Source organism: Bradyrhizobium sp., from assembly GCF_049512235.1.
Classification (GTDB): Bacteria; Pseudomonadota; Alphaproteobacteria; order Rhizobiales; family Xanthobacteraceae; genus Bradyrhizobium.
Map to the genome: position 1 here is coordinate 1 of NZ_JBEKXH010000292.1, position 14050 is coordinate 14050.

The 14050-nt window shown below is 63.8% G+C and carries 13 protein-coding genes and 2 pseudogenes; 2 read left to right on the plus strand and 13 right to left on the minus strand.

Translation table 11 applies throughout. The annotated features are described in order from the left end of the window. The 10 genes from ABSG20_RS23485 to ABSG20_RS23530 form a co-directional block, all read right to left on the minus strand. Positions 1-322: hypothetical protein (locus ABSG20_RS23485; RefSeq protein ID WP_423866899.1), on the minus strand; the 322-nt coding region annotated here is incomplete at its 3' end. 279 nt (positions 323-601) lie between these two features. Then, positions 602-1321: an ABC transporter ATP-binding protein gene (locus ABSG20_RS23490; protein ID WP_423866900.1), complete on the minus strand. Its 720-nt coding sequence runs from the start codon at positions 1319-1321 to the stop codon at positions 602-604. Continuing rightward, positions 1314-2081, minus strand: coding sequence for an ABC transporter ATP-binding protein (locus ABSG20_RS23495; RefSeq protein WP_423866901.1), 768 nt, complete (start codon positions 2079-2081; stop codon positions 1314-1316). Before ABSG20_RS23495 ends, ABSG20_RS23490 begins: the two co-directional genes overlap by 8 nt. Then, positions 2074-3021, minus strand: coding sequence for a branched-chain amino acid ABC transporter permease (locus ABSG20_RS23500; protein ID WP_423866902.1), 948 nt, complete (start codon positions 3019-3021; stop codon positions 2074-2076). The genes ABSG20_RS23495 and ABSG20_RS23500 overlap by 8 nt, the downstream gene beginning before the upstream one ends. Beyond that, entirely contained in the window at positions 3018-3935 is a 918-nt protein-coding gene (locus tag ABSG20_RS23505) for a branched-chain amino acid ABC transporter permease (protein ID WP_423866903.1), read from the minus strand. The genes ABSG20_RS23500 and ABSG20_RS23505 overlap by 4 nt, the downstream gene beginning before the upstream one ends. Positions 3936-4026: 91 nt before the next feature. After that, positions 4027-5199, minus strand: a complete 1173-nt coding sequence (locus ABSG20_RS23510) for an ABC transporter substrate-binding protein (protein ID WP_423866904.1) — start codon at positions 5197-5199, stop codon at positions 4027-4029. 270 nt (positions 5200-5469) lie between these two features. After that, positions 5470-5619: a DUF899 family protein gene (locus ABSG20_RS23515; RefSeq protein WP_423866910.1), complete on the minus strand. Its 150-nt coding sequence runs from the start codon at positions 5617-5619 to the stop codon at positions 5470-5472. A gap of 9 nt (positions 5620-5628) precedes the next feature. After that, complete coding sequence (locus tag ABSG20_RS23520) at positions 5629-6519, minus strand: sigma-70 family RNA polymerase sigma factor (RefSeq protein ID WP_423866905.1); 891 nt, start codon at positions 6517-6519, stop codon at positions 5629-5631. Between the two features lie 14 nt (positions 6520-6533). Beyond that, complete coding sequence (locus ABSG20_RS23525; RefSeq protein WP_423866906.1) at positions 6534-6857, minus strand: hypothetical protein; 324 nt, start codon at positions 6855-6857, stop codon at positions 6534-6536. Positions 6858-7033: 176 nt separating this feature from the next. Further along, entirely contained in the window at positions 7034-8227 is a 1194-nt protein-coding gene (locus ABSG20_RS23530) for a patatin-like phospholipase family protein (RefSeq protein WP_423866907.1), read from the minus strand. Here ABSG20_RS23530 and ABSG20_RS23535 point away from each other — a divergent pair. Then, positions 8200-9469, plus strand: a pseudogene (locus tag ABSG20_RS23535) (NAD(P)/FAD-dependent oxidoreductase). The gene ABSG20_RS23530 and the pseudogene ABSG20_RS23535 overlap by 28 nt on opposite strands. A 29-nt stretch (positions 9470-9498) precedes the next feature. On the opposite strand, the gene ABSG20_RS23540 reads toward ABSG20_RS23535, so the two are convergent. Further along, entirely contained in the window at positions 9499-9822 is a 324-nt protein-coding gene (locus ABSG20_RS23540) for a 2Fe-2S iron-sulfur cluster-binding protein (RefSeq protein ID WP_423866908.1), read from the minus strand. Positions 9823-9832: 10 nt separating this feature from the next. Then, positions 9833-11026 (minus strand): cytochrome P450, encoded by a 1194-nt coding sequence (locus ABSG20_RS23545; RefSeq protein WP_423866911.1) that lies wholly within the window; start codon positions 11024-11026, stop codon positions 9833-9835. 368 nt (positions 11027-11394) lie between these two features. Between ABSG20_RS23545 and atzF the strand changes: the two are divergent. After that, positions 11395-13159: pseudogene (atzF, locus tag ABSG20_RS23550) on the plus strand (allophanate hydrolase). A gap of 210 nt (positions 13160-13369) precedes the next feature. On the opposite strand, the gene ABSG20_RS23555 reads toward atzF, so the two are convergent. Beyond that, positions 13370-14050 (minus strand): GntR family transcriptional regulator (locus tag ABSG20_RS23555; RefSeq protein ID WP_423866909.1); only part of this gene is annotated, 681 nt, incomplete at its 5' end.

Below are 14050 nucleotides of genomic sequence, written 5' to 3' on the forward strand. Positions count from 1 at the left end.
AGTCGATGATCTGCCAGCGCTTGAGCTTGATCTGTCCCGCCTCGACACGATCCTTCTGAAGATCGGCGAAGTCTTTCGCGATCTGGCTGAAGGGGCGATTAAAAATCGGCACCTCGTGTTTGATGCGGAAGCGCACATCGGCGTCCTGGTCGAAGGCCTTGTCCTTTGCCGCGTCGATGTCGGAGGTCTTAAGGGAAACCGTCTTGTAACGGTCTGTCTGGGGGAGCTTCACCCGGCAGTACCAGTTGCGGTGTTTCACGTCCCCACGGCGGAAGATGATGAGGCCGGGCTTTAGTTCTTGCGTATCGGTAAGGAAGCCCATGGGGAACGCTTTCTGTGCAGGATTTGTGTATTTTTTTCCGCTAAGCTATTGAAATCTCGTATGCTGTGTATGGGATGTGCAGGAACTATTGTACATGAAATACAAGCAATGTCAATTACTTAGTAAAATGTCATCCCCCCTTGCGGGAGAGGGTTGGGGCGAGGGGTAGCCGCGAATGCGGTGCCTGTTGCCACCCCTCACCCGGATCGCAGCGCGATCCGACCTCTCCCGCAGGGGGAGAGGTGCACCGAATACGCGGCGATAGTTGCGTCCACCGACTCAAATCCCCAAATAGCGGTGCTGCAGATCGGGCTCCGCGATCAGCTCTTCCGAGGTTCCGCTCCACACCGCTCGGCCGCGCTCGATGATGTAGTGGCGGTCGGCGATGCGGACGAGATGTTCGACGTTCTTGTCGATCACCAGCACCGACTGTCCGCGAGCCTTCAGCATCGACAGGCAGTTCCAGATTTCCTCGCGGATCAAGGGCGCGAGGCCTTCGGTGGCCTCGTCCAGGATCAACAGCTTCGGATTGGTCATCAGAGCGCGGCCGATCGCCAGCATCTGCTGCTCGCCGCCCGACAGCGCGTTGCCCATATTGCCGGCGCGCTCGGCCAACCGCGGAAACAGCGCGTGGATTTTTTCAATCGTCCAGGGATCCTTGTTGCCAAGGCGATTGCCGGAAGCCGCGACCAGATTTTCGCGCACCGTCAGGTTCGGAAATATCTGGCGGCCTTCCGGCACGAGGCCTATTCCGAGCTGCGCAATCCGGAACGAGGCCAGCCTGCGCACCTCGCGGCCGCCGAACCGGATCGCGCCGGATCGCGCCGGGGTCAGCCCCATGATGGAACGGATGGTGGTGGTCTTTCCCATGCCGTTGCGGCCCATCATGGCCACCATCTCGCCCGAGGCGACCTGCAGCGACAGGCCGAACAGCACCTGGCTCAGGCCGTAGCAGGTCTCGATGGCTTCGACTTCAAGCAGGGGAGCAGCGTCAGCCATGACGGGTCACCACATGCTGATCGCCGAGATAGGCGCGCTTGACCTCGACGTCCTGACGAATCTCCGAGGGCTGCCCGGAAGCAATGACACGGCCATAGACCAGAACGCTGATGCGGTCGGCGAGCGCGAACACCGCATTCATGTCATGCTCGACCAGCACGATGGAAACCTCGCGCCGCAATTCCTGCAACAGCTTCACCATGCGCGCCGATTCGGTGATGCCAAGGCCAGCCATGGGTTCGTCGAGCAGCAGCAATTGAGGTTTGGTGGCCAGCGCCACCGCGAGTTCAAGTTCGCGCTGCTCGCCATGGCTCAACCTGCTCACCACGACATCGGCGCGATCGCCCAACCCGACCCGCTCCAGGGCGGCCTGCGCCGCGCTGCGGAGATGGCTGACCTTGCGGGCATCGCCCCAGAAGTGGAAGGAGTGCCCGTCATGGGCCTGAGCCGCCAGCGCGACATTGTCGGCCGCGGTGAAGTCGGGCAACAGCGAGGTGATCTGGAACGAGCGCGCCAGCCCGAGCGCGCTGCGGCGATGCGCCGGCACGTAGGTGATGTCGCTGCCCGCCAGCCTGATGCTGCCGGAATGCGGCAGCAACTGTCCGGTCAACTGGCCGATCAGGGTGGTCTTGCCGGCGCCGTTCGGGCCGATGATGGCGTGCAGTTCGCCGCGCGCCACATCGAGCGAGACATGATCGGTGGCTAGGATGCCGCCGAAGCGGCGGACCAGTTTCTCGACCCGAAGCAGGGGTTCAGCCACGGCCGAGCCTCCCCAACAACCCGAAGATGCCGCCGCGCCCGAACAGCACGATGATCAGGAGCAGCGGTCCCAGGATCAGCGCCCAGTATTCGGTGAACTGCGACAGGAACTCTTCCAGCGCGAGATAGACGATCGCCCCCAGCACCGGGCCGAACAGCGATCCCATGCCGCCGAGGATGACCATGACCATCAGATCGCCGGAGCGGGTCCAGTACATCACCGCCGGGCTGATGAAGTCGGTATTGTTGGCGAGCAGCGCGCCGGCCAGCCCGCACAGGGTGCCCGAGATGACAAAACAGACCAGCCGGTAGCGCGTGGCCGGAAAGCCGATTGCCTGCATGCGCTGCTCGTTGGAGCGCAGGCCCTGCACCACCATGCCGAAGCGCGAATTGACGATGCGCCAGATCAGATAGATCCCGCCCAAGAGACAGCCGAGACAAAGATAATAGAACTGCACCCGGTTCGACAGATTGATCAGACCTAAAAAATCGCTGCGGCTATAGATGGTCAGGCCGTCGTCGCCGCCGTAGCGGGCAAGCCCGGCGGCGACGTAATAGGCCATCTGCGCGAAGGCGAGCGTAATCATGATGAAATAGACGCCGCGGGTGCGCAAGGAGAGCGCGCCGACCACCAGCGCAAACAGCGCCGAGGCGACAAGCGCGACCGGCCATTGCACGAAGCCCGAGCCGATGCCCTCGGCCGCGAGGATGCCGACCGCGTAGCCGCCGATCCCGAGATAGGCGGCGTGCCCAAAACTCATCATGCCGCCATAGCCCATGATGAGATTGAGACTAGCCGCCGCCAGCGCGAAGATGACGATGCGGGTAAACAGCGTCAGCGCGAACACATTGCCCGAGAGCGAGGTGTAGAGCGGAAGCAACAGCAGCCCGGCGACCAGCAGCCCCGCGACGACGTTGCGGGCATTGAGCGAAGCGGTCATCGCCGGCTAGCCGGAAACAGCCCCTCCGGCCGCACCACCAGCACCATCGCCATCAGGAGATAGATCAGCATCGAGGACAGCGCCGGGGCCGCGGTCGAAGCCGCGGCCGAACTCAGGATTTTCCGCAGCAAATCGGGCAGGAAAGCCCGGCCCAGGGTGTCGATCATGCCGACGAAGATCGCTGCCAGGAACGCGCCGCGGATCGAGCCGATGCCGCCGATCACGATGATGACGAAGGCCAGAATCAGGATGTTCTCGCCCATCCCGATCTGCACGGTCAGGATCGGCGCCTGCATCAGCCCGGCAAGACCGGCCAGTGCCGCCCCTAAGCCGAACACCAGGGTGTAGAGCAGCTTGATGTTGATGCCGAGCGCCCCGATCATTTCCCGGTTGGAGGCGCCGGCGCGGATCAGCATGCCGAGCCTGGTCCGCATCACCAGCACATAGAGCAGCAGCGCGACCGCCAGCGCCACCACGATGATCGCGAGCCGGTAGGCCGGATAATAGATGCCGGGCAGGATCGCGACCGGCACCGTCAGCCAGGGCGGCAGCGGCAGCGCCAGGCCCGCCGGGCCCCAGATCAGCCGGACCGCGTCGTTGAAGAACAGGATCAGCCCGAAGGTCGCCAGCACGTGATCGAGATGATCGCGGCCGTAGAGATGCCGCAGCGCCACGAATTCCAGCGCGACGCCGAGCAGCAGGGTGGCGCCGAGCGCCAGCAGCGCGCCGATGACAAAACTTCCGGTCCAGGCCACGAAGGTGGCGGCGAAATAGGCCCCCATCATATAGAGCGAGCCATGCGCCAGATTGACAAAATCCATGATGCCGAACACCAGCGTCAATCCTGCCGCCAGCAGAAACAACAGCAGGCCGAACTGCAATCCGTTCAGGAACTGTTCGACGACAAGCAGCATGGATGCTTTACGCGATACTGAAGGCAAGGGCGCGCTGAAACAAACCAGCGGCGGCGCAAAACGCCACCGCCGGTTCGGGCAAGAACCGCTTTCACTTCATCGGACATTTATCGTGGAAGCGATCCTGGTCGTCCTTGACGATGGTGGAGACGGTTTTCAGCGAGAGCAGGCCGTCGGCGTCCTTGACGACGTCCTGCAGATAGAAATTCTGGATCGGGATGTGGTTGTTGCCGTATTTGAACGGGCCGCGCAGCGATTTGAAATCGGCCTTCTCCATCTCGGCCTTCATCGCATCCTTCTGGCTGAGGTCACCCTTGACCGCCACGACGGCGCTGTTGATCAATTGCGCGGCATCGTAAGCCTGGGCGCCGTAATAGGTCGGGCGCAGGTTCGGATATTTCTTGCGGTAGCCGGCGACGAACTGCTTGTTCTGTTCGTTTGGCAGGTCGTTGACCCACTCCTGCGCGCCGGGGACGCCGAGCGCATTGTCCTTCTGCAGCGGCAGCGACAGTTCGTCGATTGTAAAGGCGGTGTAAAGCGGCATCTGCTGCTTGAGGCCGGCCTGGACATATTGATTGAGGAACTGGACGCCGGCCGCACCCGGATAGAACACGAAGATCGACTCCGCGTTCGAGGCGCGCGCCTTGGAGAGCTCGGCGGAGAAGTCGAGCTGGCTCGGCCACACCGTATATTCCTCGCCCTTGACCTCGCCCTTGAACGTGCTCTTGACGCCGGCCAGCATGTCCTTGCCGGCGGCATAATTCGGGCCGATCAGGAACACCGACTTGACGCCCTTCTGATTCATGTAGAGGCCCATGGCCGCCGGCGTCTGGTCGTTCTGCCAGGAGGTCGAAAACACATAGGGCGAGCACAGGTCGCCGGCCAGTTGCGATGGTCCGGCGTTGGCTGAGATCAGGAAGGTCTTGGAATCGACCGCGGTCTTCAGCGAGGCCAACAGCACGTTCGACCAGATATAGCCGGCGATGAAGTCGACGTGATCGGACTGCACCAGCTTTTCGGTCTTCTGCTTGCCCACATCAGGCTTCTGCTGGTCGTCTTCATAGATCACCTCGACCGGCTTGCCGTCCATCTTGCGGCCCATATGATCGAGCGCCAGTTCGAACGAATTGCGCATGTCGTTGCCGATCACGGCGGTCGGCCCGCTGAAGGTAGAGACAAACCCGATTTTGATGGAATCCGCCGCCATGGCAGGGCTTGCCAGCGCCAGCGCGGTCGCTCCCGCCAGCCAAAATGCCGTTCTCATCATCGTTCCCCCTTCGCTAAATTCGTGTCAATGCCGCCAGTTAGATGACCCGCCCATAAAGGGATGCGATAGGCTCCATACTGGGCCATCAGGTATTTGGGTGACGTGTTTTGCGCGCGAAATCTTCGGCTGGCGGCAGACGTGAACCGCCGGCTCCCCTTAAAACGTTCCGCTCAATTCCCCCAATCCCCATGTATCATAGTTTGCGCAGGGGGCGAATGGCAAGAATTACAGTTCTCGTTCTGGCGTTAGCCTCGGCTGCAATTGGCCTTATCCATAGGTCGGCCGTTGCGGCCAGCCCGACGGCGAGTCCTCGAAATGCCGGCCATAGGGCGTCATGTCGAGCAGCGCGCGAGCATTCGTGAGCGCCTCGGTGCCGCGCGCATAGGTTGAGAAGATGTGAAAGTCATCGTTGCCGATCGCTACCGGTCAGACCAGAACCTCAGCGCCGTCGATCACGTAGGGCGCGTGGCGGAAATCGCGGATTTCAGCGACCTTGCCGGCGGACCACTGCAGCAGCATAAAATATTTCGGCGCTGAGCCCGGCCGGCTGGGATCGAACACCAGGATGGCGGGGTGCCCTTCCACCAGCCCCGGCACCAGATGCCAGTCGCCGACCTTCGAATAGTTTCCAAAATATCGGGAAACCTCGGCCTTGCCGCTCAGGCGCGTTTTGTTGACGAGATCGAGACGCACATCGTCCGAAATCAGCGCGCGGATCGCATCGAAATCCCGCGCGTTGAAATGCGCGACATAGGCGCCGAGCCGATCGCGATCGGCCGCGGACAATTCCGGCGGCGGCAGATCGTCCGGTTGCCCGGCGAGTTCGCGCAGCCGCGCGCGGCCGCGGTGCAGCGCGGTTTTGACAGCGGGAAGACTGTATTCCATGACCTCGCAGACTTCCCTCAGCGAGCAACCGAGCACATCCATCAGGATCACGCTGGCGCGCTGGGCGACGGGAAGGCGCATGAAGGTGCGAAGGCTCGCGCTGGCGATCTGGCGGTTCGCCACGTTGTCGGCCGGATCGGCAATCATGTCCACCTCCTCGCCCGACCGCATCGCTTCCTGCCGGTTGCGCCGGCGCAGAAAATCCAGCGCGGTATTGTGCGCGATCCGGAACAGCCAGGCCTCGGGATTGCCGATCACGCCGCTCGACGCAAAGGATTGCACCGCCTTGATCAAGGCATCCTGCAGCACGTCCTCGCCATCGATCACCGAGCCGACCATGCGCGCGCAGTAGCGGTGCAATCTCGGCCGCATCGCAGCGAGCAGGCTATCCAGGCCCGCCGCGGCGGCCAAAGGTTCCGGATCGACTTTCATCCCGTTTCCCGCCATTACGAGTTCATGGCTGAGGGCTCGCCCAACATCCGATAATTGCCGACGATGGTAACGTCGCGGAACAGCGGCGGCTCGGCGCAGCGCTCGGCAATCCCGCTCTGAAAGGCCTTAAAGGCCGCCAGCTTGGGGAGCGCGCTGGAGCCGTCGCTGGCTTCGGTCTCGACGAAATGAACAAAGGTATCGTCGTCGAGCCGCAATGTAAGATAGCGAACGCCCGCTGGCGCGGCGGCTTTCAATTCCTCGAACACGGCGGCGATCAATTCCGCGTTTCTGTCGGCCATCTCCGGCTTCGTCTTATACCTGATCAAGGTCCGTTTCATCAATCTCTCCATCGCATTGGCGGCGCAAAATCACCGCGTGTCGGTCAAGACGTTCGACACCCCAAAAAGGATACAGCCACAAAGAATTTTTTTCGACAGTCTCCTCCGCCGGTACCCGTCCGTCTTGTCGATGAAGCGCCGCCCGACCCGGGCGTAAGGAGAACGACCTCAGGGATTCAGAGGTACATTTCATCAATGTCTACCGACGACTCGACGCCCAGTTTGACGAAATGCTTGGCGAGCCAGTCGCCCGCACATTTCCGCCCCTGGTCGCGAAGATAAGTGAGGAACTCCCAATCGGCGTTGTATTTGCTCGTCGAACTGAGCGCCCCCATGAATTCATCGTCGGCGATGCTGTGGATCCGCACGTGCGGCAGTTCTTCGCCGACAATACGGTTCTGCTTGACGAGCCTGCTGACGAAGCTGACCGCCCGCATCTCTCGCATCAGCGACGAATTGAAACTGATCTCGTTGATGCGGTTCAAGATATCGACCGCGGCACGCGGCAGCTCCTTGCGGAACAGCGGATTGATGTGAACGATCAAAATGTCGGTGCTTTTGCAGTTGTAAATCAGCGGGAACAGTGCCGGGTTTCCCATATAGCCGCCGTCCCAATAGGCTTCGCCGTCGATCTCAACCGCATGAAACATCGTGGGCAGACACGCCGACGCCATCACGGCAGATACTGAAATCTCCTTTCCGGCGAAGATCTTCACCTTGCCGGTACGAACGTTGGTCCCAGAGAGAAAGAGTTTGACCGGACAGTCGGGGCGCTTCAACACCTCAAAATCGATCGATTGCTCGACCACATCCCGCAGTGGGTTGTAGTCCGCGGGGTTGAACTCATATGGCGAGAGCACGCGCGTCACGAAGCCAATAAGGGAGAAAACCGGCGACCATGCCAACTTGTGGTCTCCCAGCATTCGGTCGATGAAATTTGGCTGCAACGGCCCCAGTTTGGCCGCGTCGCTGACGCCCTTCCAGTAGCCGGTGAGCGCTTTGCGTGCCCCCTCGCGACCGCCCACCGCAAGCCCATAGGCAAAGGCCGCCGCATTCATCGCCCCGGCGCTGGTGGCGCTGAGCCCCTCGAAGGCGAGGTCTTTCTCGTCCAGGAGACGGTCGAGCACGCCCCAGGTAAAGGCACCATGCGCTCCACCTCCCTGGAGGGCCAGGTTGATGGTCCTGACCTGGTTGGAGAATGTCGGTTCGCGACCGGCTCCGCCCGAGGCCTCCGGACTTTCCGCCGAGTTCTGCTCCGAAGCACCTTCCATGGCCTTAGTCCCAACCCCATTTCGCCCGCAGATGTAAAGCGTACGGAAAACTCTAAGACCAAAGGCCGCAAATGACCACCGCAGCGCCGCGCCCGGCAAAACCCCATCGCGTGGTGATCGTCGGCGCCGGCTTCGGCGGACTGGAAGCCACCTACCGGCTTGCCGGCGCGCCGGCTGGTCGACCGGCGCAACCATCACTTGTTCCAGCCGCTGTTGTATCAGGTCGCCACCGCGTCATTGGCCACGTCCGAGATCGCCTGGCCGATCCGCTATTTGATGCGTGGACGCCCTGACGTCACGACCTTGTTGGCCAGTGTCGTGGGCGTCGATGCGCCGGCGCATCGCGTGCTGCTCGATGGCGGCGAGGCCCTGCCCTATGACACGCTCATTCTCGCCACCGGCGCCCGGCATGCTTATTTCGGCCACGACGAATGGGAGCCGTTCGCGCCGGGGTTGAAGACACTGGAGGATGCCACCACGCTCCGGCGCCGCATCCTGGTGGCCTTCGAGCGCGCCGAGCGCGAGAGCGATCCGCGGCGGCGCGCGGCATGGCTCACCTTCGTCATTATCGGCGCCGGCCCGACCGGGGTCGAACTCGCCGGCACCATTGCCGAGCTGGCGCAGGACACGCTGCCGCCGGACTTCCGCAACATCGACACCCAGAAGGCGCGGGTCGTGCTGATCGAGGCCGGCCCCCGCGTATTGGCGGGTTTCGCAGACGACCTCGCGGCCTATGCGCAGCGCGCGCTGCAAGGCCTCGGCGTCGAGGTGATGCTGGGACAGCCCGTCACCGAATGCAGCGCCGATGGCGTCATGGTTGGCGGCCACAGAATGCAAGCCAGGACCCTGATCTGGGCCGCCGGCGTGCGCGCTTCACCCGCGGCGGAATGGCTGGGAGCCCCGGCCGATCGCGCCGGCCGGCTGCAGGTACTGCCCGACCTCACCGTGCCAGGCCATCCCGATATTTTCGCGATCGGCGATACCGTCATGGTCGCGGACCCCAACGGCAAGCCGGTCCCCGGGATTGCGCCGGCGGCCAAGCAGCAGGGACGCTACGTCGCCGATTGCATCAAGGCGCGCCTGCACGGACGCGCGCTTCCCCCGTTCCGCTACAGCCATGCCGGCAGCCTGGCGCAGATCGGCAAGCGCAAGGCGGTGATCGATTTCGGCCGCATCAAGCTGCGGGGGGCGCTGGCATGGTGGATCTGGGGCATCGCGCACATCTATTTTCTGATCGGCCTGCGCAACCGGCTCAGCGTCGTGATCAGCTGGCTGTGGATCCACGCCCGTAATCAGCGCGCCGCGCGCCTGATCACGCAGGGCAGCAGCAAAGTGGGGTAGCACTGCCTTCGGATCGCGACTTCATTGCATCAGACCTGCCGTTCAGGCAGGAGCAGCACCAGACCGTCGAGTACCGGGGTGATTTTGATCTGGCACGACAGCCGGCTATTGGCCTGACGCTCGCAAGCCGTGCCATCGAGCAGCGCGTCCTCGTCATCGCCGATCGCGGCCAGCCGGCTGATCCATTGCTTGTCCACATAGACATGGCAGGTGGCGCACAAGGCACTGCCGCCGCATTCCGCGACGATGCCGTCGACCCCGTTGACGAGCGCCGCGCGCATCGCGCTGTCGCCGATTTCCGCCTCGACGCGCTCGACGCGGTGGTCCGGATGAATGAAGCTGATGCTCGGCATGGCGGCTCGCTCAGGCAGGCGTGAGGGTGACGGGAAGGCTATCGAGACCGCGCAGCGTGTTGTTGTAGCGGCGCCGCACCGGCCCTGTGATGTCGATGGCGGCGACCTTGCGCGCCAGCGCCGCCAGCATCACCTCGCCTTCGAGCCGGGCGACCAATTGTCCGACACACATATGGATGCCGCCGCCGAAGCCGACATGACCTGAGGTCTTGCGTGTGATGTCGTAGCGCTCCGGATCGGCCCATCGCCTGGGATCGCGATTGGCCGCGGCCAGCAACATCAGGATCTTCTCGCCCTCGCCGACCTTGCAACCACCGATCTCGACGTCGCGCGTGGTGGTGCGGAAAAAGGTCTGCACCGGGCTCTCCAGGCGGACGGCTTCCTCGAACGCATTGCGCGCCAGGGCCAGGTCGCGGCGCAGCCGCGCCCATTGTTCCGGAAACCGCGCCAGGCAATAGATCGCGGCGCCGATACCATAGACGGTGGTATCGAGGCCGGCACTGAGCAGCGAACGGACCAGCAGAGGCGCCTCGGCCGCGGTGATGTCGCCGGTATCGACGCGGGCATGGATGCAGGCCCCGAAGCCTCCGGGCGCGAGGTTCTCGCGCTGACATTGCGCCTGGACATAGGCCTGGTGCGGGGCGGAGCGCTCAATGGCGGCCTGGCGCAGTTCGTTCGGCGGCCCGAACGCGTTGAATACCAGGCCGGCATAGGGGATCAGATGCTCGCGTCCCTCCTTCTTGAGACCGACGGCGTCGGGAAACACCGACAGCGGATAGGCTTCGGCAAGATCGGGGATGGCGTCGAAACTGCCCTTCGCCAGCAGTTCGTCCACTTTTGCGTCCGCTGCCGCGGCAAAGCCATCGCGGATCTGCTTCATCACCGCCGGCGACAGCACCTTGTTGAGCACCGCGCGCGTACGGGTGTGGGCCGGAGGGTCCGCCTCCAGTATGAGGCTTGGCGGCCGCCACGGTTTCTCCTTGGCAAAATCGCTCAGGCCGACGCCGCGGCTGGAACAGAACCTCTCGGGATCGTTGAGCACGGCATAGACTTCGGCATAACGCGCCACCGCATAGACGTTCCATTGATCCAGATGAACCACCGGCCCCGCCTCGCGCATCGCCTCGTGGGCCGGAAAAGGATTATCGAAGAATTCGATCGAGAACGGATCGACGGCGAGCCTTGGTATCCCCGAGAGCGTCATGCCGGATGCCGCATGCGCGCCGCCACTGCCGGGATTCCCGGACCAGCCCGTTGCGACCATGTGAGCCTCCCGAAGTTTGGTCATGTGTAATTTTGCTCAGAAAATGAGCAGCCACCACGGACCGGGCCGCCATGCGGGCTTTCCGCGGCCCCGATATAGCAGGTCAAACATATGAAGATAAACACCAATTTCTCCATCTGGAGTTTGCCCCGCGGATGTGCACAATGGCACACCACTTGCTTCGATCGGGGAACAATTTCAGTCTCCGGAGCGCAGCCCAGCATGGCGAATCCCAGTTTCCCCGTCTCGGATCCGAAAGACGTTTCTGCGGCACCCCCGACCAGGCTGGTCCAGGACCGGGGCAGCGCGTGACTGAAACGGTCGCTGCGATCGTCGCCGCGCACCGCGCAGGCCGCCTGTCGCCCGTGCAAACCGTGGCGCGCAGTTTCGCGCGGATTCGCGACCACGACGATCCCGCTATTTTCATCAGCCTGCGCGATGAAAAACAGGCGCTGGCCGAGGCCGAGGCCCTGACCGCGAAGAATGCCGGCCAGCTTCCGCTCTATGGCATTCCCGTCGGTGTGAAGGACAACATCGACGTCGCGGGTCTGCCGACCACCGCGGCCTGCCCGGCCTTTTCCTACATGCCGGCGCACGACGCCACCGCGGTGGCGCGGCTACGCGCAGCCGGCGCCATCATCATCGGCAAGACCAATCTCGATCAGTTCGCCACCGGCCTTGTCGGCGTGCGCTCGCCCTATGGCATCCCCATCAATCCGATGCGCGCGGACCTCATTCCGGGCGGATCTGGTGCCGCTTTCCTTGGGCACCGACACCGCGGGCTCCGGCCGCGTGCCCGCCATGCTCAACAACATCGTCGGCCTGAAGCCCAGCCTTGGGCTGATTTCCACCGCCGGCGTGGTGCCGGCGTGCCGGACGCTCGATTGCGTGTCGGTGTTCTCGCTCACGGTTGACGACGCGATGTCGGCGCTATCGGCCATGGCCGGCCCCGATGGCGCCGATCCCTATTCGCGCAACCGGCCGCTGTCGCAGATGAACCCGTTTCCCGCCCGTCTCAGGCTCGGGGTGCCACACAGCGGCCAGTTGGTCTTCTTCGGCGACAAGGCTGCGGAGCGGGCCTATGGCGACGCAGTTGCGCGCTGGACCGCGCTCGGTGCCACGCTGGTCGAGTTCGATCTCGAGCCGTACTATGAAACCGCGCGGCTGCTCTATGAAGGCCCCTGGATCGCCGAACGTTATCTCGTCATTCGCAATCTCCTGGCTTCTCAGCCCGAGGCGATCCATCCCGTAACCCGTGAGATCATCATTCCCGGAGCGCGGCTCGGCGCCACCGATACCTTTGCGGCGCTGTACCGGCTGCAAGGCCTGCGCAAGATCAGCGAGCGCGCCTTCGCCGGCATCGACGCGCTGGTGCTGCCCACGGCGCCCACCGTGTACTCGACCGCCCAGGTGCTGGCCAACCCGATCGAACTCAACTCCAGGCTCGGCACCTATACCAACTTTGTCAATTTGCTCGACCTCTGCGGACTGGCGCTGCCGGCTTCGATCAGGCCCGACGACGTCCCGTTCGGCATCACGCTGCTGGCTCCCGGCGGAGCCGACGCGCAACTCGCCAGCATCGGCCGCGTCTTCCAGGCCGATACCCGACTGCCCATCGGCGGCAAGGGGTGGCGGCAGCCGGTGCTCAAGGACTTGCCGGCCGGCCTCAGCGGCGACGAGCTCGCCATTGCCGTGGTCGGCGCGCATCTGTCGGGCATGGCGCTCAACGGCGAATTGATGGCGCTGGGCGGACGATTGCTGGAGGCCGCCAGAACCGCGCCGGACTACAAGCTCTATGCGCTCCCCACCACGCCGCCGAAACCCGGCATGCTGCGCGTCGCGGCTGGCACGGGATCGTCGATCGAGCTGGAAATCTGGGCGCTGGCGGCGGCGGCGTTCGGAAAATTCGTCGCCGCGATCCCGCCGCCGCTGTCGATCGGCACCGTCCGCCTGGCCGACGGCCGCGGCGTCAAGGGTTTTATCGTCGAAGCCGCCGATGTCGAGGCCGCCCGCGACATTTCCGCCTTCCGCAGCTGGCGCGCATTCGTGGCCGAAGCCGCGGCGGCGGTGTGAGTAATCGTCCGATCGCTGTCGCAGCAATCGTAGGGTGGGCAAAAGCCAGCGGGTCGCGCGAATGCGCGATCCGCTGGTGTGCCCACCATTTTTTTGCGTCCGAAATGGTGGGCACGGCGCGAAGAGCGCCTTTGTTTTGCCCACCCTACGCTCTCTCACTCCCCTCCCCGCGCGAAGCGGGGAGAGGTGAGACTGCGCATTTGGCGCAACCTACACCGACACCGCGTAGAGTTCGTATTCGCCGCGCACCAGTTCGATGTGGGCGCGCATTGCCGCCGCCGCGCCGGACTTGTCGCCGCGCATGATCGCCACCACGACACGGTCGTGCTCGGCGTGCGATTTGGCGAGCCGGCCGAGATTGCGAAACTGGGCGCGGCGAAACGGCTGCACCCGCACCCGCGTCGCCAGCGTCATTTCGGCGATATAGCCGTTCTGCGAACCGGCATAGATCGCGTTGTGAAAGCGCTCGTTGACTTCGTGAAAGCGATCCGGATTGCCGGCGTAGCTCAACACCCGCAGTTCCTCGTGGATCGCCTCCAGCCGCTGGCGTTCCACCGGCAGCATCCGCTCCGCGGCAAGCCCGGCGCACAAGGCCTCCAGCTCCGCCATTGCTTCGAACATTCCGGTCAGCCGTTCGATCGACGGCCGCGCCACCACCGCGCCGCGATGCGCCCGCGCATCGACCAGACCCGAGGCCGCAAGCTGCCGCAACGCCTCGCGCACCGGCGTACGCGATACATTGAAGCGGCGCGCGATGTCGGTCTCGTCCAGTGCTGCGCCCGGCCGCAGCGCGCCGCGCACGATTTCGTCGGCGAGCTGCAGGCGCAACTCCTCCGCCCTTGTGATCTTGTCCCTGGGATAGGTCGATGCGCGGCCGACGCGGCGAACCGC

Coding starts and splice junctions, on each gene's coding strand:
- ABSG20_RS23490 (WP_423866900.1), bottom strand. CDS start 1,321: ATGGCTGACGCTGCTCCCCTGCTTGAAGTCGAAGCCATCGAGACCTGC.
- ABSG20_RS23500 (WP_423866902.1), bottom strand. CDS start 3,021: ATGACCGCTTCGCTCAATGCCCGCAACGTCGTCGCGGGGCTGCTGGTC.
- ABSG20_RS23505 (WP_423866903.1), bottom strand. CDS start 3,935: ATGCTGCTTGTCGTCGAACAGTTCCTGAACGGATTGCAGTTCGGCCTG.
- ABSG20_RS23510 (WP_423866904.1), bottom strand. CDS start 5,199: ATGAGAACGGCATTTTGGCTGGCGGGAGCGACCGCGCTGGCGCTGGCA.
- ABSG20_RS23520 (WP_423866905.1), bottom strand. CDS start 6,519: ATGAAAGTCGATCCGGAACCTTTGGCCGCCGCGGCGGGCCTGGATAGC.
- ABSG20_RS23525 (WP_423866906.1), bottom strand. CDS start 6,857: ATGAAACGGACCTTGATCAGGTATAAGACGAAGCCGGAGATGGCCGAC.
- ABSG20_RS23540 (WP_423866908.1), bottom strand. CDS start 9,822: ATGCCGAGCATCAGCTTCATTCATCCGGACCACCGCGTCGAGCGCGTC.
- ABSG20_RS23545 (WP_423866911.1), bottom strand. CDS start 11,026: ATGACGCTCTCGGGGATACCAAGGCTCGCCGTCGATCCGTTCTCGATC.